At 39.0% G+C, this 23,110-nt stretch carries 21 protein-coding genes; 3 read left to right on the top strand and 18 right to left on the bottom strand.

The window, feature by feature from the left end; all coding sequences use genetic code 11:
- Positions 1-77: 77 nt before the first annotated feature.
- The 8 genes from AEA09_RS03220 to citZ form a co-directional block, all read right to left on the bottom strand.
- Positions 78-791 (bottom strand): LrgB family protein, encoded by a 714-nt coding sequence (locus AEA09_RS03220; protein WP_053582473.1) that lies wholly within the window; start codon positions 789-791, stop codon positions 78-80.
- Entirely contained in the window at positions 788-1,156 is a 369-nt protein-coding gene (locus tag AEA09_RS03215) for a CidA/LrgA family holin-like protein (protein ID WP_053582472.1), read from the bottom strand. The genes AEA09_RS03220 and AEA09_RS03215 overlap by 4 nt, the downstream gene beginning before the upstream one ends.
- A gap of 240 nt (positions 1,157-1,396) precedes the next feature.
- Positions 1,397-2,950 (bottom strand): two-component system histidine kinase PnpS, encoded by a 1,554-nt coding sequence (pnpS, locus tag AEA09_RS03210; protein WP_053582471.1) that lies wholly within the window; start codon positions 2,948-2,950, stop codon positions 1,397-1,399.
- Complete coding sequence (locus AEA09_RS03205; RefSeq protein WP_053582470.1) at positions 2,947-3,663, bottom strand: response regulator transcription factor; 717 nt, start codon at positions 3,661-3,663, stop codon at positions 2,947-2,949. The genes pnpS and AEA09_RS03205 overlap by 4 nt, the downstream gene beginning before the upstream one ends.
- A gap of 54 nt (positions 3,664-3,717) precedes the next feature.
- Positions 3,718-4,158, bottom strand: a complete 441-nt coding sequence (locus AEA09_RS03200; protein ID WP_053582469.1) for a MaoC/PaaZ C-terminal domain-containing protein — start codon at positions 4,156-4,158, stop codon at positions 3,718-3,720.
- A 171-nt stretch (positions 4,159-4,329) separates the two neighbouring features.
- Positions 4,330-5,268 (bottom strand): malate dehydrogenase, encoded by a 939-nt coding sequence (gene mdh, locus AEA09_RS03195; protein ID WP_053582468.1) that lies wholly within the window; start codon positions 5,266-5,268, stop codon positions 4,330-4,332.
- 129 nt (positions 5,269-5,397) lie between these two features.
- Positions 5,398-6,660: an NADP-dependent isocitrate dehydrogenase gene (icd, locus tag AEA09_RS03190; RefSeq protein WP_053582467.1), complete on the bottom strand. Its 1,263-nt coding sequence runs from the start codon at positions 6,658-6,660 to the stop codon at positions 5,398-5,400.
- A 63-nt stretch (positions 6,661-6,723) separates the two neighbouring features.
- Positions 6,724-7,854, bottom strand: coding sequence for a citrate synthase (gene citZ, locus AEA09_RS03185; RefSeq protein WP_053582466.1), 1,131 nt, complete (start codon positions 7,852-7,854; stop codon positions 6,724-6,726).
- A gap of 253 nt (positions 7,855-8,107) precedes the next feature.
- Between citZ and AEA09_RS03180 the strand changes: the two genes are divergently transcribed.
- Positions 8,108-9,073, top strand: a complete 966-nt coding sequence (locus AEA09_RS03180) for an AI-2E family transporter (RefSeq protein ID WP_053582465.1) — start codon at positions 8,108-8,110, stop codon at positions 9,071-9,073.
- Here the strand turns inward: AEA09_RS03180 and AEA09_RS03175 are convergent.
- The 8 genes from AEA09_RS03175 to AEA09_RS03140 all read right to left on the bottom strand — a co-directional run bounded on the left by AEA09_RS03175 (position 9,057) and on the right by AEA09_RS03140 (position 19,152).
- Entirely contained in the window at positions 9,057-9,446 is a 390-nt protein-coding gene (locus AEA09_RS03175; RefSeq protein ID WP_053582464.1) for an FxsA family protein, read from the bottom strand. The two genes, AEA09_RS03180 and AEA09_RS03175, sit on opposite strands and share 17 nt — an antisense overlap.
- Positions 9,447-9,565: 119 nt before the next feature.
- Positions 9,566-11,326: a pyruvate kinase gene (pyk, locus tag AEA09_RS03170; protein ID WP_053582463.1), complete on the bottom strand. Its 1,761-nt coding sequence runs from the start codon at positions 11,324-11,326 to the stop codon at positions 9,566-9,568.
- A gap of 27 nt (positions 11,327-11,353) precedes the next feature.
- Entirely contained in the window at positions 11,354-12,313 is a 960-nt protein-coding gene (gene pfkA, locus AEA09_RS03165) for a 6-phosphofructokinase (RefSeq protein WP_053582462.1), read from the bottom strand.
- 165 nt (positions 12,314-12,478) lie between these two features.
- On the bottom strand, positions 12,479-13,432 hold the full coding sequence (locus AEA09_RS03160) for an acetyl-CoA carboxylase carboxyltransferase subunit alpha (RefSeq protein ID WP_053582461.1): 954 nt from the start codon (positions 13,430-13,432) through the stop codon (positions 12,479-12,481).
- The gene (gene accD, locus AEA09_RS03155; protein ID WP_053582460.1) at positions 13,425-14,291 is read right to left on the bottom strand and encodes an acetyl-CoA carboxylase, carboxyltransferase subunit beta; all 867 of its coding nucleotides are present in this window, start codon (positions 14,289-14,291) and stop codon (positions 13,425-13,427) included. Before accD ends, AEA09_RS03160 begins: the two co-directional genes overlap by 8 nt.
- Positions 14,292-14,320: 29 nt before the next feature.
- A complete protein-coding gene (locus tag AEA09_RS03150) occupies positions 14,321-14,953 on the bottom strand; it encodes a FadR/GntR family transcriptional regulator (RefSeq protein ID WP_053582459.1) in 633 nt (210 codons plus the stop codon).
- A 154-nt stretch (positions 14,954-15,107) separates the two neighbouring features.
- Positions 15,108-18,185 carry a DNA polymerase III subunit alpha gene (dnaE, locus tag AEA09_RS03145; protein WP_053582458.1) on the bottom strand — a complete coding sequence of 1,026 codons (3,078 nt, stop codon included), beginning with the start codon at positions 18,183-18,185 and terminating at the stop codon, positions 15,108-15,110.
- A gap of 19 nt (positions 18,186-18,204) precedes the next feature.
- Positions 18,205-19,152 carry a DHH family phosphoesterase gene (locus tag AEA09_RS03140; protein ID WP_082332542.1) on the bottom strand — a complete coding sequence of 316 codons (948 nt, stop codon included), beginning with the start codon at positions 19,150-19,152 and terminating at the stop codon, positions 18,205-18,207.
- A 90-nt stretch (positions 19,153-19,242) separates the two neighbouring features.
- Between AEA09_RS03140 and AEA09_RS03135 the strand changes: the two genes are divergently transcribed.
- Positions 19,243-19,548 carry a YtpI family protein gene (locus AEA09_RS03135; protein ID WP_053582456.1) on the top strand — a complete coding sequence of 102 codons (306 nt, stop codon included), beginning with the start codon at positions 19,243-19,245 and terminating at the stop codon, positions 19,546-19,548.
- 155 nt (positions 19,549-19,703) lie between these two features.
- Here AEA09_RS03135 and AEA09_RS03130 read toward each other — a convergent pair whose 3' ends face one another.
- Both AEA09_RS03130 and AEA09_RS03125 read right to left on the bottom strand, forming a co-directional pair.
- Positions 19,704-21,011 (bottom strand): DRTGG domain-containing protein, encoded by a 1,308-nt coding sequence (locus AEA09_RS03130; RefSeq protein WP_053582455.1) that lies wholly within the window; start codon positions 21,009-21,011, stop codon positions 19,704-19,706.
- 153 nt (positions 21,012-21,164) lie between these two features.
- Entirely contained in the window at positions 21,165-21,848 is a 684-nt protein-coding gene (locus tag AEA09_RS03125; RefSeq protein ID WP_053582454.1) for a metal-dependent hydrolase, read from the bottom strand.
- Positions 21,849-21,976: 128 nt separating this feature from the next.
- On the opposite strand from AEA09_RS03125, the gene AEA09_RS03120 reads away from it, so the two are divergent.
- On the top strand, positions 21,977-23,065 hold the full coding sequence (locus tag AEA09_RS03120) for a M24 family metallopeptidase (RefSeq protein ID WP_053582453.1): 1,089 nt from the start codon (positions 21,977-21,979) through the stop codon (positions 23,063-23,065).
- Positions 23,066-23,110 lie beyond the last annotated feature (45 nt).

Here is a 23,110-nt window from a genome sequence, read left to right as displayed (position 1 = left end):
TTATGCTTTGTACTACTCTTTACGGAGGACTACGCGTAAAAGTTTCATAATTTTCAAATAAAAAAGCCTGCTACCTATTAAGGTAACAAGCTACTCATCACAAATTGTTCAAAAACAGGGAAAAGTGTCGTTGATAAGACAATACTAATTAGGGCAGCTACCACCATCGCAATACTTGAAAATGTTCCTTCTAGCTCTCCAAACTCAAAAGCCTTCGACGTTCCCGTACCATGAGCACCCATACCGAGCATTAAACCTTTCGCAGATGGTGTATTAAAATGACATGTTCGAATCAGCATCGGCGCTAACAAACCTCCGAGAATACCTGTTGTCATAACAAAAATGGCCGTTAATGTTGGCGAACCACCAATCATCGTTGAGATATCCATGGCAATCGGTGTTGTGACAGAACGCGGCACTAAGCTATGCGTAAGTTCTTCATTTAAACCAACAAGTAACGCTAGTAAAAAAGACGACGTGATGGCCACCGCAGAACCAACCGTAATGCTCACCATTATTTCTATCGCATATTTTTTTAACAGTACAAAATTTTTATAAATCGGCACTGCAAAAGCAACAGTTGCTGGGCCAAGGAGATTTGATAAAATACTACCCCCTGCATTATATTTTTCATAGGGCGTACCGGTTACAAGCAATATCAGAATGACTACAACCGGTGTAAGGATAATGGGCGATAGCCATGCGAATCCAAATTTAGCGTATATGGTTTTACTACCGTAAAAAATCGCGATTGTACCTAGTAAGCTAATAAACGCTATTAAAAATGTCATACAACGTCACCTTTTTTCCTATGACCAAACCACTCAGCCATATAGCCCGTTGCAAGCATAACAACAATTCCACTACCAACAATCACTGCGATCACTTTCATGCCCTGAACTCCAAAAAGTTCATCGTAATTGATAACCCCAATTGCTGATGGAATGAAAAATAATAATAGCTCACTTAGTAGTAAGCCCGCTCCAAGCTCAACCCATTCTAGCTTGATAATATTGAACTGTAATAATAAAAATAATAATCCGAGTCCAATGATGCTCCCCGGGATTGGAATATGTAGTACACTCGAAATACTATTACCAATAAACAACATGACGTAAAGGTATCCAATTTGCAGGATACTTTTAGCAAACCTCATTATAATCCTTCTTTCAAACTAATTATTCCTATATACTTTACTCCTATTTAATATAATAGTAAAACAGAAAAAACCTGTATGCAGGTGCATACAGGCCTCTCAATTATCTATTCGTCTCTCAAACTATATAAGGGGGTTTCTAGAATTGATTATAGTCCCTTATTATGAAGCTACCATATAGCTAATGTAAATGTTTTGTTAACTTTTGGAACTGATTCGATCAATGTCTCGCTTGCTGAATCAGATTAATGTCTCCGTTGAATATTTCGGAATCGATACGCTTATTTTTGTTCCTTTACCGACTTCACTTTCCACCAGAATACGCCCATTATGCGCTTCCACTAAGTGCTTAACAATGGCTAATCCTAACCCTGTGCCCCCAGAATTTCGGCTACGTGCACGATCAACACGGTAAAAACGCTCAAAAACACGCGGAATTTCATTTTTCTCAATTCCAATTCCTTCATCTTCTATTTCGAGTATGCCGTATTCCTCATTTTCCTTCAAACGAATCGTCACCACCGTATCCTCTGGCGAATACGTAATGGCATTCGTAATTAAATTAGTAACAATTTGAATAATACGATTAGCATCACCCATGACCTGCACATCACGAGCAATATCAACGTTAAAACTCATATTTTTCTCATCCAAACGTGGACTTGTTAGCTCCGCTCCACGAATGAGTACTTCCTGCAAGCTCATCGGCATTATATTGACTGTGAAGCCATGCTGCTCAATTTTCGATAATTCTAGTAAATCCTGAATCAGCATTTGCAATCGATTACTTTCCTTATGAATAATTTCTAAAAATGATAGTAGCATCGTCTCATCTTTATAGGCACCGTCTAGTAATGTTTCTGAAAATCCTTTAATGGAAGTAATCGGCGTCCGTAGCTCATGTGACACATTCGCAACGAAGTCTTTTCGAATTTGTTCTAGACGTACCAGTTCCGTTATATCGTGCATAACAACAACGACACCAAGCCAACGCCCATGATCCCCAATAACTGGCGCTCCATACACTTCATTGTTGTAATACTCCTGTTGTATTTCCATTTTTATTTGCTGACGATAAGGCATCTCTGTTAAAAAGACATGGTCGATAAACTGCTCCAATGATTTCGGCAAACCAATCGTCCGGAATACTTTTCCTTTGACATCCTCTAGCGGCATACCAAAGCGATTTAAAAATACGCGATTCACGATCGACACATTACCCTCTCTGCCAATCATCATTAGTGAACTACCCATGTTTTCAATTAGTGTTTTCAGTCGTTCTTCTTCGACCTCACGAATCGTTGTAATGTCCTGTAAATTACGTGCCAAAATATTAATAGAATGACTTAGCGGCATCGAACGTTCCTGCTCATTTTCATGAGCACGTGCACGATAATTACCCTTAGCCAGTTCAAGCGCCGTTTCGGTTACATTATCAATCGGCGCTGTGAAATCACGAATCATATAGCGACTCACAATACCCAGTAACAAAATCGCAATGATAAACAAGATTGCAAGTAACGTAAAAAGACGTGTATGACTATACGATAGTGCCTGTTCGTCTATTCCTACGGTTTGTACCACAAACAAGGCTTCTTTATCATCTTCAGATAATTCGATTTGTCGTTCTTCTATAACTTTATTCAGCTCTTCTTGAATGGCTGAGCTCGCCTGTGAATTGTATTGCTCCAAGTAAACAGGAAAAAGCTGACCTATGACAATGACTAGGACAGCTAATATTGTTCCGAGCAATAACATAAACGTCAAGAATAAGCGGTTGCTCATTGATTTCATGTCGTTTTCGGCTCCTCAAATTTATAACCAAGACCACGAATCGTTTTTATAAATAGTGGCTTACGGCTATTCTCTTCGATTTTATCGCGCAAATGGCTAATATGCACCTCTACAATACGTGTATCGCCCGCAAAATCATATTTCCAAACCGCACTTAGTAACTGATCACGCGTTAACACACGATTTTTATTTTCTAATAAATAGATAAGCAGTTCAAATTCCTTTGGGGTAAATTCAAGTGCCACATCTTGAAGAAACACTTCGAAGCGCTCAGGATACACACGTAAATGCCCAAATTCATACATTTTTTCTTGTAACTCATTCTTATCCTCTACCACCACACTTTGTGAAAAGCGTCGTAGTACTGCCTTCACACGTGCTAGCATTTCGCGAGGACTAAACGGTTTCGTCATATAATCATCGGCACCAAGCTCTAGACCAAGAACTTTATCGAACTCATCGTCTTTTGCTGTTAGCATAATAATTGGTGTGTTCATACGTTGTTGGCGGATTTGTTTACATACTTCAGTGCCATCCAGTTTCGGCAGCATTATATCCAGAAGTACTAAATCAGGCTGAATCCCAATGGCCTTGTCTAAACCTTCTTGACCATCATGTGCCGTCTCTACCACGTAACCAGCCTGCTCTAAATTATATTTTAATAAGGTAGCAATTGAGTGTTCGTCTTCTACAACTAAAATAGTCTTTGTCATGTTTATGCCTCCGGGTAATAATTTGAAACCCCCATTTCAAATCATTAAGACGTACTAATACGATAATGGTGGTGTAACCGTTAAGTTTCCTTCTATGACAAGTTTCTTTTGCTCGTCATAAGAATGTACTGCTACAGTAATCGTATTATTTTCTTTGTTTACTTCTGTAACTTCTAAGAATGTATCGAATAATTCATAATGATAGAGCGGTCCTAAATATTTTAAATGCTGTTCAATGATACGTGCACCAGGCCCTGGGATGTATTTAGAAACAGCAGACGTGATAATGCCATTTAACATAATTGTCGGCACAATCGGCTTTTTAAAAGGCGTTGTCGCTGCATAATCATGTTGAATATAGAGCGGATTACTATCATTTGTCAATCCTAAATAAAGAAGTAAATCTTTGTCTTCTATTTTTTCAGTAATTTGAATCTTCTCGCCAATCGTAATTTCGTCAATAGTGAGACCAATCTTACTGTTTTTTTGAAGCAATGACTCGCCAACCCCTTTTCTCTCATATCTACTTTTATAGTATCAATTTTTTTCTAAAAGCACAATGAAAAGCCAAATGCAGGGAATGTGACTTTATGATTTAAGTAAATGCTCTCAAAAGAGAAAAAATCGAACTGGAATGGATCCCCGCTCGATTTCATAAGCTTACTATTAAGCTAGAACTTCCATAACTGCTCTAACAGCTTTAGCAGAATTGTCTAACGCAGCTTTCTCTTTGTCAGTCAATTCAAGTTCGAAGATTTTTTCGATTCCGTTAGCGCCAAGTACAGTTGGTACACCTAGGTAGATATTTTCGTAGCCATATTCACCTTCAAGAAGTGCGATTGATGGAAGTATACGTTTTTGGTCTTTAAGAATCGCTTCAGTCATTTCAATAATTGCAGCAGCTGGAGCGTAGTATGCAGAACCATTACCAAGTAGGTTGACGATTTCAGCACCACCGTTACGGGTACGATTTACGATTTCTTCTAAACGTTCAGGAGCGATTAAAGTTTCTAGTGGAATACCACCGGCACATGAGTAACGAGTAAGTGGAACCATAGTGTCACCGTGGCCACCTAGTACGAAACCAGTGATGTCTTTAACAGAGATGTTAAGTTCTGCAGCTATGAATGAACGGAAACGAGCTGTATCAAGTACACCAGATTGACCAATTACACGGTTTTTAGGGAATCCAGTTTCTTTGTATACAGTGTAAGTCATAGCATCAACAGGGTTTGTCAATACGATAATTGTTGCTTCTGGAGAGTATTTAACGATTTCTTTAGATACAGATTTCATAACGTTTTGGTTGATATGCACTAAATCATCGCGGCTCATCCCTGGTTTACGAGCAATACCAGCAGTGATGATAACTACAGCAGAATCAGCAGTATCTTCATAGTTAGAAGTACCAATTACTGAAGAATCAAAACCTTGGATTGGAGAAGCTTCGAACATGTCAAGAGCTTTGCCTTTTGTTGGGTTTTCTGCTGCTGGGGTGTCAACTAATACTACATCACCAAGTTCTTTTTGCGCTGCTAGGAATGCTACCGTAGCGCCAGTAAAGCCGCCACCTATAACTGAGATTTTTTTACGTTTCAAAGTCATTTGGAATACGCTCCTTTTGATTTGGAATAAATGTTTTTAAAAAAAGGAGGAGATTAATTCTCCCCCCCTTACTTAAACAAGTATATTGTAGACACTTAATTGTACTAAAGTCAATAAGTTGCCTGAATATTATAGATTTTCAATTAATGCATCAGCGAATTTAGAACAAGAAACTTCTGTAGCGCCATCCATTAAACGTGCAAAGTCGTAAGTTACAACTTTAGAAGAGATTGTTTTTTCTACTGATTCTGTAATCATATCCGCAGCTTCTTTCCAACCAAGGTGTTCTAACATAAGAACGCCAGAAAGTAATACTGAAGATGGGTTTACTTTATCTAAACCAGCATATTTAGGTGCAGTACCGTGAGTAGCTTCGAAGATCGCATGTCCAGTTACATAGTTAATGTTTGCGCCTGGAGCGATACCGATACCACCAACTTGTGCAGCTAATGCATCAGAAATATAGTCACCATTTAAGTTCATAGTAGCTACTACTTCGAACTCTTTTGGACGAGTTAAGATTTGTTGTAAGAAGATATCAGCGATTGAATCTTTAATTAAGATTTTACCTGCTGCTAAAGCGTCAGCTTGTGCTTTGTTTGCTGCTTCTTCACCTTGTTCAGCTTTAATAGCATCATATTGGTTCCAAGTGAATGTTTTGTCAGCAAATTCAGTTTCAGCTAATTCGTAACCCCATTTTTTGAAACCACCTTCAGTGTATTTCATGATGTTACCTTTGTGTACTAGAGTAACAGAATCACGGCCTTGTTCGATTGCATAGTTGATTGCAGCACGAACTAAACGCTCAGTACCTTCTTGAGATACTGGCTTAACACCGATACCTGAAGTTTCTGGGAAACGAATTTGGCTTACAGCAAACTCAGTTTGTAAGAAGTTGATGATTTTTTTAGCTTGTTCAGAGCCTGCTTCGAATTCGATACCAGCGTAGATGTCTTCTGTGTTTTCACGGAAGATAACCATATCAACGTCTTCAGGGCGTTTAACTGGAGAAGGTACACCGTCAAAGTGACGTACTGGACGTAAGCATACATATAGGTCAAGTTGTTGACGTAATGCTACGTTTAAAGAGCGAATACCACCACCGATTGGAGTAGTAAGAGGACCTTTGATTGCGATTAAGTATTCGTTAATTTTGTCTAAAGTTTCTTGTGGTAACCATTCACCAGTTTGGTTGAATGCTTTTTCACCAGCTAAAACTTCTAACCATTCGATTTTCTTTTCGCCATTATAAGCTTTTTCAACAGCTGCGTCGATTACGCGAGATGCTGCAGCCCAAATATCAGAACCGATTCCGTCTCCCTCGATGAATGGAATTACCGGATTGTTTGGTACGTTAAGTACGCCATTTTCTACTACAATTTTGTTTGACATAATTGTTGCCTCCTAAATTCATAATCATAGGACTGTGTTAAAGCTAACACAGTCCCACATATTCTAGCATATTTTTCTAATTAGCGCGCTGATTGGAACATATTTTTGCATGCCAGGTCCAACATAATCTGCACGTGGACGGATAAGACGGTTATTTGAATATTGTTCAAGAATATGAGCTACCCAACCAGAAGTACGAGATACTGCGAAAATTGGTGTGAATAAGTCATGATCAATACCTAAAGAATCGTATACCGAAGCAGAGAAGAAATCTACGTTTGCTGGTAGTTTTTTCTGTTCAACGATCATATCATGAATTTTAACTGACATATCATAAAGTTCTGGTTTCCCAGTTAATTCAGTTAATTTCTGTGACATTACGCGTAAGTGCGGTGCACGTGGGTCGCCTTTGCGGTATACGCGGTGACCGAAGCCCATAATTTTTTCTTTGTTGTCTAATTTAGTTTGAATATAAGATTCAACGTTATCTAGTGAACCGATTTCAGTTAACATTTTCATAACTTGCTCGTTTGCACCACCGTGAAGTGGTCCTTTTAATGCACCTATAGCTGCAGTAACACCAGAATAAACATCTGAAAGTGTCGCTACACATACACGTGCTGTAAATGTAGATGCGTTTAATTCATGGTCAGCATGTAAAACTAAAGCTTTATCGAATGCTTCAACTTCGATTGCTGCAGGTTCTTCACCTTTTAACATATATAAGAAGTTAGCTGCGTAACCTAGTTCTGGTTTTGGCGCAATTGGCTCTAACCCTTTACGAACGCGTGCAAATGCAGTTACTACTGTTGCAATCTTAGCTTGTAGACGGATAGCTTTACGGTAGTTAGCTTCTGGATCCATTACATCCGCTTCTTCATCGAATACACCCAGTAAAGATACTGCAGTACGTAGCGCAGCCATTGGATGTACAGTTGATAGAGGGTATGATTTGAATTGGTCTACAATTGCTTGTGGAATAGACATGTTGTCTGCTAATTGTTGTTTTAATTCAGCTAGCTCGTCCGCTTTAGGTAAACGAGTGTGCCACAATAAATAAATTACCTCTTCAAAAGATGCATTAACAGCTAAATCATCGATGTCGTAACCAACATATGTAAGTGTGTCATCGATAATCGAACTGATTTTAGATTCCGCTGCTACGATACCTTCTAAACCTTTTGTTGCTGACATAAATTATCGCTCCCTCATACTTTGTTTTGTTTGTGTAAGTGCTTTCTATTTTATGAACACTTACGTTTTTGCTCAAATGAACCATTAAGTAAATCGCTTACATTGTTATTATAATCATTTTTGACAGTTTTGTGAATGCCATTCCTTTAAATAAAGAAAAAAACGCGCGAGCGACTGTATTATTGTATTTAAGAGTTTATTGTGAATTTTTCAACAATATCGATTCATTTAAAAAGAGGTGATTTTATTAAAAATGAAGAATTTTAAGTATTTTTCATACGAAAGAACCATAAACATTACACTTCTATTATTTTACTTCCTGATTCTTTGGTTTGTTCTACCGGTATCACTTGCGATTTTTTTATCTTTTTCTACTTACCCTATAATAAATTTCTTTCATAAGTATTTTAAAATCGCCTATTGGCTCGCGGCAATTTTAGTAGAAATTTTCATTCTTTCAAGCATTATTCTCCTTATCATTATTTCCATTAACAGTATTATTCTCATTTTTCCCGAAATACGAGACACACTTCAAAATTTCCACTTATTCACTGAATATGAATCGATGTTCATACAAGTACTTCAAGAAAAATCACTGTCGATTTTCGACACGATCCTGATATACACAGCAAATATACTACAACTCTTCATGAAACATCTTATTGAAGTGTTTATCTTCCTTGTTGCTTATTACATCGCACTTTTGGAAACACGAAAATCTCGCTATTGGTTCTTCCAATACGTACCTAAAAAATATCGTATCGAGTGGCAATCTCACTTTTCTAAAATAATGAAGCTCTTTCATTACTTTCTGTTTGTAGAATTCCAACTGTTCACGATTACATTATTCCTACTATGCGCAGGCTTTATGCTACTACAATTTGAGAATGCAATTATAAAAGCATTCGTCGTTGCTTTTGCTGATGTACTTCCCTTTTTCGGAATTGGCGTATTCCTCATCCCCATGAGTATTTACTTTTACTTCAATGGCAATACATTTTTATGTATCTCTATTTTGTTATTATATTTATTCATACAACTAACAAGGCAGCTAGCTGATTCTATGCTTTGGTCCAATACGTTACAATTACGTACTGTCCATACATTTTTCATCAGTGCTGCCTCAATATTACTATTCGGTTTTTACGGCATTTTACTCAGTCCGATATTTTTATTCCTGGCTGTCAAGCTAAAAGAAAATGCTATCTTTGAACGATAATGAACTGGCCGTTTTTCATTTTTTTTCGCATCCAGTAAAAGACTAACGGTTGGAACATTTTTCGTGTAAATGGCAACAATAAGAGTAAACCCAGTATATCTGTTAGGAAACCTGGAAGTGCTAATAACAATCCACCACTAAAATTCAACATTGTATCTATGACAGCGGGACCCGGTGCTTCACCAAGCGCTAAAGAGTTCTTTACTTTTTGAACCGAATTCATGCCCTTATTTTTCGCTACATAAATACCAATAACACTTGTTGCAACGATCAATAACAGCGTGTTAAAAATACCAATTTTTTGACCAATACCTATTAATAACGCCAATTCGACTAAAGAATAGACAACGAAACTAAGAAAAATCTTTTTCATACTTTTCTCCCTTCGAAAAAACTACTACTTACTATACGTTATTATAGCTCAATAAGTTTCACTAGAAAAAAGAAAAAGCTCTAGTACTTTTATGCGTACTAGAGCTTTTCATTTCGATATTATAGAACACTCGCATGTCCTTTATAAATAACACCTGTTTCAGCATCCATCGTAATTTCTTGTCCGTGGCGAATTAAAGTAGTTGCTTCTTTCACACCAACAATAACTGGAATACCAAGACTTAAGCCCACCACTGCTGCGTGACTTGTAAGCCCACCTTCTTCAGTAATTAGCCCGATACAGTTTTCAAGAGCCGGCATCATTTCGCGATCAGAACCGACCGTTACTAAAATGTGCCCTTCTGTTTCATACGCAAGTGCTTCTGCAGCATTTTTCGCTATAACTGTTTTGCCAACAACAGAGGCTTTACCGATTCCTTGACCACGTGCTAGTAAGTCACCGATGATATGAACTTTCATCAAGTTCGTTGTGCCTGCTTCGCCAACTGGTACACCAGCTGTGATAACAACTGCATCACCGTGATTTACAAAACCGTGTTTCAGGCTTTCATCTACAGCTAACTCTAAAATTTCATCAGTTGAAGTCACACGTTGACAAACAACTGGCTGCACACCCCATACAAGTGTTAACATTTGCGCTGAATTCACAGAACCAGTTACCGCTATAATCGGTACACCTGGACGATATTTTGCAATCATTTTTGCAGTGTTACCACTTTCAGTTGGTGCAAGTACAGCTTTTACGCCTAAATTGATAGACGTATAAGCAACAGCTTGCGAAATTGCCTCTGTCATATTTGCTTCTTTTTCACGGCTACGTTTTGACACAATTTGTCTGTAGTCAAGTGAATTCTCTGTACGCTCTGCAATTTTATTCATTGTTTGCACCGATTCAACAGGGTAAAGTCCCGCTGCTGTTTCACCTGAAAGCATAATAGCGTCTGTACCATCAATAATTGCATTCGCAACATCACTTGCTTCCGCACGTGTTGGACGTGGATTACGTTGCATTGAATCCAACATTTGCGTAGCTGTAATAACTGGTTTCCCAACTTGATTGCATTTTAAAATTAATTTCTTTTGTACTAATGGTACTTCTTCTGCTGGGATTTCCACACCAAGATCACCACGTGCAACCATTAAACCATCTGATACAGTAATGATTTCATCGATGTTATCGACACCTTCTTGGTTTTCGATTTTCGGGATAATCTGAATGTGGCTACCACCATTTTGCTCTAGCAACTCACGAATTTCTAACACGTCTTTTGCACGACGCACGAACGATGCCGCAATAAAGTCTACGCCTTGCTTAATACCAAATAGAATGTCTTGCGCATCTTTTTCAGTAATACCAGGAAGCTGTACAGACACACCTGGCACATTGACACCTTTTTTATTTTTTAAGACACCAGCATTTTCAACAATTGTATGGATTAAACCATTTTCAATATCCTTAGCCAGAACACGTAATTCAATTAAACCATCGTCTAACAAAATTTTAGAGTTTTGCTCAACGTCTTCGATTAAACGATCATACGTCACAGAAAAACATTTTTCTGTCCCTTCAACTTCAGTCATTGAAATATCGATTACTTGTCCTACCGTTAAGTGAAGTTCACCGTTACGCATATTATGTGTACGAATTTCGGGACCTTTCGTATCGAGTAAAATACCGACTGGCTTGCCTAATTTTTCTGCTACTTCACGAATTAAGTTAATGCGCACTTCATGTTCTTCATGTGTTCCATGCGAAAAATTTAAGCGAGCAACGTTCATACCTGCTTCGATTAATTTCTCTAAAGTTTCTGTTGACTCACTTGCTGGACCAATTGTACATACTATTTTCGTTTTTCTCATTATCTGCCCACTCCGTTTTACACCAATTTATATTGAAAGTTCTTTCATTAAGGTATACAAACCTACATCTGACTCATGATGCTTTTCAAAAGCTTCTGTCATATCATAGTCAATCAATTGATGATTACGAATACCAACCGCTCGACCAGATTTACCTTCCATTAGTAATTCTACTGCATGTGCACCAAAACGACTTGCAAGTACTCGGTCACGTGCTGTAGGTGATCCACCGCGTTGAATATGACCCAACACAGATACACGTGTTTCAATGCCAGCTTTATCTTTTATCAATTTCGCTAGCTCACTGCCTGCCATAACACCTTCAGCGACGATAATAATACTATGTTTCTTACTACGTGTAGCACCACGTTCTAATCTTGCTATAATTTCATCTAAATTATACTCTTCTTCAGGTATTAATACCGTTTCTGCTCCTGCTGCAAGACCTGCCCAAAGTGCGATATCACCTGCATCTCGTCCCATCACTTCAACAATGAAGGAATTTTCATGAGAAGTGGCAGTGTCACGAATTTTATCTATAGATTCCACTACTGTGTTAAGTGCTGTATCAAACCCAATTGTGTACTCTGTTCCCGGCACATCATTATCAATCGTGCCCGGCACACCAACAACTGGGAAACCCTTTTTCACTAAAGCCATGGCACCACGATATGAACCGTCTCCACCAATTACCACTAAACCTTCGACGTTTGCCTCACGCATTTTTGCGATACCTTGCTCTTGTACAGCATCCTCTTTAAATTTAAGGCAACGTGCTGAGTATAATTTTGTACCCCCTCGCTGAATAATACCACCTACTGAACCTAAATCTAAAGGTTCAATACTACCATTGATAAAGCCTTCATAACCATGATTAATCCCGACAACCTCGATTCCATGATAAGCCGCCTTACGTACAACTGCACGAATAGCCGCGTTCATTCCAGGTGCGTCTCCACCGCTTGTTAATACAGCAATTTTTTTCATAGTTGAATTACCTCCTGCCTTTACCTACTATTATTCACATTAACATGAAAAAACAAACTAGGAAAGTGTACAAAAAACACAAAAACATAACTTGTACAAAAAAAAATGAAAAGAATGCGTTTTTCGCATCCCTTCCATCTAAAATTAAGCATCTGTAAAGTTCTGCTATTCGGCAAACTGACCAATTTTATTAAACTTATCATAACGATCTTCGACTAATTGCTCGGCATTTAAAACACTTAGCGTTTTTAATGTATCACTAATACAATCTTTTAAATACAGTGCTTGCTTGGCTACGTTTCGATGTGCACCACCTGCTACTTCTAGAATAATACCATCAATAACACCTAGTTCTTTTAAATCTGGTGCTGTAATACGTAGCGCCTCTGCTGCTTGCTTCGCTAAGCTTCCATCTCTCCATAAGATTGAAGCAGCCCCCTCTGGAGAAATCACCGAATACGTCGAGTTTTCCAACATAAAGACACGGTTGGCAACACCTAAAGCAAGTGCGCCGCCGCTTCCACCTTCACCAATAACGATGCTAATAACAGGTACTTTTAAACCCGCCATCTCGATTAGATTACGTGCAATGGCTTCACTTTGCCCTCGTTCTTCCGCTGCTTTCCCAGGATACGCACCCTTCGTATCAATGAAGCAAATTATCGGTCGATTAAATTTTTCAGCCTGCTTCATTAAGCGTAGTGCTTTTCGATACCCTTCAGGATGGGGCATTCCAAAATTACGGCGGATATTTTCTTTCGTCGATTTTCCACGTTGATGACCAATTAGTGTGACCGGCTGCCCTTCAAAAAAGGCAATACCACCAATGATTGCCGCATCATCACCAAAATTACGATCACCGTGTAATTCGATAAAGTTTTCACACATTGCTTCTATATATTGTAATGTTGTTGGGCGTTCAGGATGGCGAGCAACTTGCACGCGGTCCCACGGTTTCATATTCGCATAAACGGACTGCTCCAACTGGGATAATCTTGTTTCAAGCTTTTCAATTTCCCCAGCCATATCCACATCTGCCTCGGCAGCTATTGTTTTAAGTTCATCAATTTTTTCTCGTAATTGTACAACCGGTTCCTCAAACGCTAGTGTTTTAGACATGTTGGACGCCACCCTTCGTATGCATTTTCACAAGCATTGCGACTTGTTTTCGCATATCTTTTCTATGGAAAATCGCATCAAGTTGACCATGAGCTAATAAAAACTCAGCAGTTTGAAAATCACTCGGTAATTTTTCTCGTACAGTCTCTTCAATAACGCGACGACCAGCAAAGCCAATGAGTGCTTGTGGTTCTGCAATATTAATATCGCCAACCGATGCAAAACTTGCGGATACACCACCTGTTGTTGGATGCGTTAAAATTGATATAAATAACAACCCTTGATCGCTATGGCGTTTTAAAGCTACACTTGTTTTTGCCATTTGCATTAGTGACAGCACACCTTCTTGCATACGCGCACCACCACTCGCTGTGAAAATAATAAACGGCACACGCATTTTAGTTGCTTTTTCAACAGCACGTGTAATTTTCTCTCCCACGACAGAACCCATTGAGCCCATACGGAAATGAGAATCCATAATAGCTACCACAATTTCTTCACCTTCTATTGTTCCTACTCCCGTTAACACAGCTTCATTTAATCCTGTTTTTTGCTGATCCACGGTTACTTTCTCCACGTAAGCAGGAAAATTCAGGGGATTGATCGTTTGTAAATGATCATCCATCGAAACAAAAGAGCCTTCATCTAAGAAAATTGCAACACGTTCCTGTGCCTTCATTTTAAAATGATGCCCGCATTTCACGCAAACTTTATAATGCTTTTCTAGTTCTTTTGTTAGCTGAATATGACGACATTCTGAACACTTTGTCATCAACCCTTCTGGAAATGCCTTTTCTTGTCCATCTTGAATCATTGTTTTCTTTTTACGATTACCACTAAATAAATTGCGTATTGCCATTTTGTATCCCCCTCTGTTGTAAAGATGATTTATACAGTTTCCATCCACTTTTCATACGCTTGTAATGCCTCTTTTTCATAACCTAGTTGCATTGACTTTAGCATGGTTTGAATAATGAGCTTTTCCTCTTCCATTGAAAGGCGGTTCAAACGGTCACCATCATACGCCACTAACTGAAACCAAATCTTCAATGATAGTCGGTTGCCTGAAGTAATCAATATTTCACGTAAAACATCTCTACAATTCACGGCACCGTCGATTTCTAATTTCACAAAATAACTGTCCCACACCGGAAGTGTACGCAGTACCTCTGTACAAGTTATTACGCGAATTGCTTCCTTTTCATGAATTTGTCGCGTTAACTCGACATCTTTTTTTGATTTTTCATTATCTAATATAAACATCGACAAAACTTCTACAAGCTGATGATTATGCGTAGTAGCAAGAAATGTTCCACCACCATGTCTTGTTTCAATTAGCCCTAGTAACTCTAAACTTCTAAGTGCTTCCCTTACAGAAGAACGCCCAACACCTAATCGCTCTGAAAGCACACGCTCAGAAGGAAGTTTTCCTCCTGATTGAATTTGTTCTACTTGAATGAGTTGACGAAGCTGATGCACGATTTCCAAAAAAACTTTTTTGTTTTCGGTTTGTTTATCCATATGACAACTCCTCTGTTACCATACTTACTTCTTCCGCCCAAAAGTGGTCAGACCACTTTTTGTGATGATTTTATCTTACAAAATAACTGTTTAAAAGTAAAGAAAAAACTGCATAAATTTTATGCAGTTTTTAATATATCTTTAGTAATCACTATTATCTCGTCGTTTGCGCATGTTTTGCTTTCACTTGTGGTTTACCGAACCGTAGTTCAAGTGTACCTTCAATATAAAGCATCTCGTCCTCTTGTAGCACATCTTGCACGAGTTGGAACACTTGTGGAAACAGTGTAATTGAAGCGGAACTGTATTCATCTTGTAGTTGCACGAAAGCCATTTGCTCGCCCTTTTTCGTGCGAATTATTTTCACTTCTTCAATCATACCAATCATTTTCACGTACGTTCCCTCACGCATCTGCTTTAACTCTCGGCACGTAGCATTAACCTCTTGCCAGTACGCTCTTTCCTCCGACACCGGATGCGCTGAAATATAAAAGCCAAGACTTTCCTTCTCACGCTGAAGCATTTCTTTTCTTGGCATCAGTTCTGCCTGCATATATTTTGGTTTACCAAAGCTAAACGCAGTGGCAGCTTCCAAATCAATATCATCAGTTGGACGCAGCAATTCTGCCTGCTTCAAAGCAGCTTCTAATGTGGCAAGCAATACAGCTCGGTCTTTCTCCAAATAATCAAGTGCCCCAGCGAAAATTAATGATTCTATAATTTTCGGCTTAAAATGCTGCGCACTCAATAAAACAGCCAAATCAAATAAATTATCAAATGCAGGTCTATTTGCTTTACGTAACGTCAGTAACTTCTCTAAAAATGGCTGTGGAACACCCTTCACACCCGATAAGCCATAGCGAATACCTTCATTTTCTACTGTGAAAAACTTTGTACTCTGTATAAGGGAAGGAGGATAAAATACGATTCCTTTATCCTTTGCCTCTGCAACAAGCTGCTGAATTTTATCGGCATTACCTGTGGCATTTGACAGTAACGCTGCGTAAAAGCTTTGTGGGAAATGTGCCTTTAAATAAGCCATTTGATAAGAAATGACACTATAAGCTACTGCATGACTTTTCGGAAAGCCGTAATCCGCAAAACGTACGATTAACGCATATACTTCCTCAGCTACTGCCGTCGTATAACCTTGCTGCATTGCACCACTTACAAACGCTGCACGTTGTTCTTCTAACACTTCACGCTTTTTTTTACTTACCGCACGGCGTAATAAATCGGCTTGTCCCATCGTAAAGCCAGCCATCACTGAAGCGATGCGCATAATTTGCTCTTGATACACAATAACACCAAAGGTTTCACGTAAAATCGGCTCTAACACAGGATGCGGCAACACAACCGGCTCTTTCCCGTGCTTTCGCTTTGCATACACAGGTATGAAATCCATTGGGCCAGGTCGATACAAGGCATTGACGGCCACAATATCTAAAAAATGCGTTGGACAAATATCTCGTAATGCCTGTCGCATGCCGTCAGATTCTAATTGGAAAATACCCGTCGTATCACCTTCTTGCAATAACTGAAACGTTTTCTCATCATGCATTGGGATTCGTTCAAACTCTATCCACGGACCATTTGCCTTATAAATTGACCAACGGATTTGCTCTAATATTGTTAAATTCCTCAAGCCTAAAAAATCCATTTTCACAAGTCCACTTGCTTCAACATCTCCCATTGGCCACTGTGTTAAATAGATCCCGTCATGTCCTTCTTCAATCGGTACCGTTTCCACTAGTGGCGTTGGAGCAAGAACAATTCCAGCAGCATGTGTTGAAGCATTTCGTGGTAAGCCTTCTAGCTTTAATGCCACATCAAACCACCGGCCGTGTGCCTCATTTTCTGCAATCCATTGCTGAAGGGCAGGTGATTCCGCATATGCTCTTTGCAAGGTCATACCGGGCTTATTCGGAATCATTTTTGAAATTTTCTCAAGTGTTTCCGTCTCAAAATTAAAGACACGCGCGACGTCTCGCGCAACAGCCTTTGCCGACAATGTCCCGAATGTAATGATTTGTGCTACATTTGCCTTGCCATATTTTTGCGCTACATATTGAATAACCTTTTGTCGTTTGGCATCAACAAAGTCAATATCAATATCCGGTAGTGATACACGTTCTGGATTTAAAAATCGCTCAAATAGTAAGCCGTACATCAGTGGATCCACTTGTGTAATCGATAGACTGTATGCCACTAGTGAACTTGCAGAGGAGCCCCGACCCGGACCAGTTAAAATACGATTATCTTTCGCAAAGCGCATAAAATCAGCTACGATTAAAAAATAATCTGCGTACCCCATCGAACAAATGACATCAAGTTCATAATCCAGCCGTTCCTGATAATCCTGTGTTAACGGTTGCTGTAGGCGGGCTGTTAATCCTGAATACGCCTCCTTCACAAGTAAGCTCTCAGCTGTTTCTTCAGTTGGTACTGGGAATTTGGGCATTTGCGTATGCGCTTCTGGAACTTCAGCCGTACAACTTACTAGCATACTAGCACTTTTTTCAAGCCATTCTGGTCGGTCTAAAAACCAAGTATTCCATTCCTCCGCTGTTGGAACGAATAGCCCTTGCGAATCCGCAGTAACCATTTCCTCACTTAGTTTTTCACCCGTGTCAATCGCTCTAGCTACCTCGTAGGCGAAGTGATCCTCTGGACGTAAAAAACAACTAAATTGTGTAGCACCTATGGCCACATTTTCAGAAGTACACCATGAAACAATCGCCGCTTCTTGTTCAGAAACAATCCCTAATGGCCTTGCCACCCCAACAAAAAAACGCTCACCAAATACGCCATGAAGACTACTAGCAAAGGATTTCCACATATCCAATTTTTCTTGACAATCTGTTCCAACAAGCATCGCCATACAACCAGTCTGATAGCCTTCAAGCCATTTCCACGGTAATAACTCATCTTGTCTAATAGACACAGCGCTACTGATTTTTAATAAATTTTGATAACCTTCCTGCGTCTGTGCATAAAGCACAAGTGGCATCGTCATTTCTCGCCATTGCACGATCACAGTTAGTCCCATCACTACATGTAAATTCGCTTGCTGCATTGCTTTACAAAAAGGCAAAAGCCCGTACAATTTCGTATTCACGATTGCACAGGCTTGTGTTTCTTGTTCTTGTAGAAAAGGGATCAATTGTTCAAGTCGAATCGTACTTTTTAGTATATCCGCGCTCGTATGCATTTGTGTATATACATGTGTCAATAGTATCCCGACCTTTCACTTATACGTTATACGTTGCACAAACTTCTTGCAAACGTTTGATCACTTGCTCTGCCTCTTCCCATGAATAAGCTGTAGCACCTGAGGCAAGTGGATGTCCACCACCATTGAACTCTTTAGCTAATGTATTAATTACTGGGCCTTTAGAGCGGAGGCGTACACGAATTTGATCGGATTCTTCAATAAACACTACCCACGCACAAATATTTTTCACACTTCCCAGACAACCGACTAATAAAGAAGCCTCTGACGGTACTGCGTCAAATTCTGCTAGTAATTCTTTTGTTAGTTTTACATAGGCAGCTCCGTTTTCATCCATTTTAAAATTTTGATAGATATAGCCTTGTAGATTTAGTAATTTATGGTCCATTTCATACATACCGTCAAAGATTTGATTACGATCAAAATTATATGTAATAAGCTCACCAGCAACTTTAAATGTTTTGACCGTCGTACTTGGGAATTGGAATCGCCCTGTGTCCCCCACAATACCAGCAAATAATAGTCTTGCCGATGCATCTGATAACTTCCAATTTGCTACTTCTTTTCCTTCTTCGAATAATTCATAGATCATTTCACTGCACGAGCTAGCAGTCGTATCTACCCAACGGAAGTCACCGTATGCATCGTCATTGGGATGATGGTCAATTTTAATAACCATTTTACCTTTTGTATAGCGTTGATCGTCTATACGCTCTGTATTTGCCGTATCTGTTACAATTACGAGCGCATCTTTATATACTTCATCTGCAATTTCATCAGGCATCGCTAAAAATGATAGAGACGTTTCATGCTCGCCTACTGCATAAACCTTTTTTTCTGGGTAGTTCGCTAAAATGAGCTCTTTTAAACCTAATTGTGAACCATATGCATCTGGATCTGGACGCACATGACGGTGAATAATAATTGTGTCGTATTTCGCAATTGTGTCAATGATTTGTCTTTTCAAAATAGTTTCCTCCAATATGATAGTAAAATCCATTCGCATTTTTTTTCGTTTATCGTTACAATTATGACTAGTTATGCTAGGAGGTTTACTATGCTCAATTTAATTTTTGTCTTCGCGATCATAATATCGTTTGTTGTTTACTTTTACTTTAAAACAAAACAGTTTCGCTCGGCATTACCAATCGCTAAAAATTGGTATAAATGCAAAGCTAACATAGGACTTGGTGCGTTTATTCTACTATTCGCCCTTAACCAAGCTTATTTATTCCCTGGTTTGTATACATTTATTATTGTAGCAATTCTTGTCATTTTAGGCATCTTTGTTATTATGGAAAATGTTAAAAAAGTACGCCATTATGGACAATTTGTAGAAGAAGAATTCCAAATCAATAAATAATCGAATCCATTACACCTTGGCGTAATTGGCCTACTACTTTGCTCACACTGACAAATAATGCTTTCAGATTTCGAATGAAAGTCGGGATTTCTACTGATTTATGTTAAAGGGGTGACCTAGCGTCTAGGTCACCCCTTCGTCAATGAATGCTTTATTTAGCGTTCCAATAGTTGGAACGTCATCATCGCTTTACCAACAAGTGTTTGATTACTAAAGACCTCGAAGTCCATTTTTACGAACTTACGACTCATATCTAGTATACGAGGTTTAACCGTAAGAATACTTTCCATTTGCACTGGCTTAATAAAGTAAATTGTCATATTCTCTGCAATCGCATCACCGCGTTTACGACGTTTTAATGCAAATGAACCTACCTCTGCTAGTAATGTTGTAAAGGCACCATAAGAAATCGCGCCATATTGATTCGTCATTTGCGGGGTTACTTTAAACTCAACGATTAAATTCTCATCGCCAAGCACCTTCATCTCATTCTTCACCAAATCATCGATGGTCTCACCCTGATGCGGCTGACGTTGTGCCAGTTGCAAAGCCTTTAAGACATCTTGACGGCTAATTACACCTTGTAAGATATTATCATCATCCACGACTGGCAATAAATCAATGCCCTCCCAAATCATACGATGTCCCGCTGAGGCAACACTCATCTTCATTGATCCAGCAATTGGATTTTTCGTCATCACCTTTTCAATAGGCTCATCTTCTTCTTTACCGATAACGTCTTTTACTGTCACCATTCCCACTAATTTGTTATTCGCCGTTACAACTGGGAATGCCCCATGCGTTGTACGTTCGTTTAACTTATGGAAATGTTGAATTGTTTCGTCGTTTCGAAGCACAGAAGTTTCAGTCATAGGAATAAAGATATCTTCGATAAATAAAATATCTTTCTTAATCAGTTGATCATAAATCGCTCGGTTAATCATCGTCGCCACTGTAAATGTATCATAGCTCGTTGAAATAATTGGCATATCGAGTGAATCTGCGAGCTGCTTATTATCCTCTGTCGTATCAAAACCACCTGTGATGAGTACTGCAGCTCCAGCACGCAACGCATTTTCATGCGCTTTCATTCGGTTACCAACAATTAACAAGCTACCTGCATCTGTATAACGCATCATATCTTCTAACTGCATGGCACCAATAACAAATTTCGTTAACGTTTTGTGGAGACCTGACTTCCCACCAAGTACTTGTCCATCTATGATATTGACAATTTCAGCAAATGTTAATTTTTCAATGTTTTCTTTCTTTTTCTTCTCAATACGTATCGTTCCTACACGTTCAATCGAGCTAACTAAACGACGGTTTTCCGCTTCTTTAATGGCACGGTAAGCTGTTCCTTCACTTACTTGCATTTCTTTTGCGATTTGGCGCACAGAAATTTTATCGCCCACCGGTAAGGATTCAATATATTGTAAGATTTTTTCATGTTTAGTAGACAAAATATCACCTATTTCTCAATCAATCAATTCTACTCTTAGTGTACCATATTTTTCACGAAAGCATTGAGTATAAAGAGATGAAATATCACATCTTTGCCCACCATTTCAACTATTAACATGATGTTAAACTATATAGTACAGCTTGTAAATTTGTTAGTAACAGTTTACTTTTTCACCGATTTTCAAAATTTGCACATCTGTATTTTCCACTAAATCTGCAAAAACTTGTGGATCCTGCTCGATTGGTGGGAACGTATTGTAATGAATCGGTACAACAATCTTCGGCTTGAGGAAAGCCACTGCACACGCTGCATCCTCTGGTCCCATTGTGAAATTATCGCCAATCGGTACGAAAGCTACATCGATTGGATGGCGCTCACCGATTAATTTCATATCGCTAAATAATGCCGTATCTCCAGCATGATAGATCGTTTTCCCTTCAATAAAAAGCAAAATTCCAGCAGGCATGCCCATATAAATGATTTCATTGTTATCCGTCGTATAAGAAGATCCATGGAAGGCTTGAGTAAACTTCACCTTTCCAAAATCAAACTCCCTCGCTCCACCAATATGCATCGGGTGTGCTCTCACACCCTGCCATGAAATCCAGTTGGCCAGCTCATGTGGTGCGATAACGAGGGCATCCTTTTTCTTTGCAAGCTCAACCGTATCACCCACATGATCATTATGTCCGTGTGTTAACAAAATAATATCTGGTGCTTCCTCCTCAACTTTTAAGTCCGTTAACCCATTTCCATTAATGAAGGGATCGATTAAAATTGTTGTACCATTTGTTTGAATCTTTACAACTGAATGTCCGTGATAACTAATTTCCATCAATAATTCCTCCTAACATTATGCTTTCTACCCTTGCTTAATTCTCCACAAATGCGGTATTTCCCTTTTTTTGATATGCTACTATATGAGTTAAAAAAAATCCGTTGTTGCACGGGAGGATATACATTATGTCAAAGTATGAAGAAATTAAAAGTTATTTACTAGAAAACAATATTGATGCTGCTTTTGTAACGACACCAGACAATGTCTTTTACATTTCGGGTTTTAAAAGCGACCCTCACGAAAGATTGCTAGGCGTTATGATCTTTAAAGAAGCTGAGCCTTTCTTAATTTGCCCTCAGATGGAGATACCTGATGCAAAAGCTGCTGGTTGGTCATATGAAGTTATTGGTCACCAAGATACAGAAGATTCTATGGTTGTACTTGCTGACGCCATTAAAGCGCGTGGAGTTGATCCAGCAATTTTCGCTATTGAAAAAGCACACTTAATCGTAGAACGCTTAGAATCACTTCAACAATTATTCCCACAAGCAAGCTATGTACGACTTGATGAAAAAATTAATGCAATGCGTGTTATTAAAGACGAAACAGAGTTAAATAAATTACGTAAAGCTGCCGAGCTTGCAGATTATGCAATTGAAGTTGGCTGTAAAGAAATTGCTGAAGGTAAAACAGAAATAGAAATCCTAACAGCAATTGAAAATGCTATTCAGGAAAAAGGTTGCAAAATGTCATTTGAAACAATGGTTTTAAGTGGTCCTAAAACTGCTTCCCCACACGGTATACCAGGGACTCGTAAAATTCAAAAAGGCGATATGGTGTTATTCGACCTAGGTGTGATTTACGACGGCTACTGCTCAGATATTACACGGACAGTTGCATTCGGCGAACCTTCTGAAGCACAAAAAGATATTTACAATGCCGTTCTTGCTGCCAACACAAATGCAATTGCAGCAGTTAAACCTGGCGTTCGTGCAATGGACTTAGACAAAATTGCACGTGATGTCATTACCGACGCTGGCTACGGCGAATACTTCACACACCGTCTCGGTCATGGCCTTGGCATTTCTGTTCATGAGTTCCCATCTGTCACAGGTACAAATAACATGACAATGGAGGCAGGCATGGTCTTCACGATCGAACCAGGTATATATAAATCAGATGTGACAGGCGTTCGTATAGAGGATGATGTCGTTGTTACAAAAGACGGCGTAGAAGTACTAACGAAGTTCCCAAAAACATTGACAGTGCTTTAAATTAATAAAGGAAGCGTCCATTTAAAAATGGCGCTTCCTTTTTCA

Origin of the sequence: Lysinibacillus contaminans (assembly GCF_001278945.1) — a bacterium.
Lineage (GTDB): Bacteria > Bacillota > Bacilli > Bacillales_A > Planococcaceae > Lysinibacillus > Lysinibacillus contaminans.
Note: the sequence above shows the minus strand (reverse complement) of the source record. Positions and strands in the feature narration are given on the sequence as shown.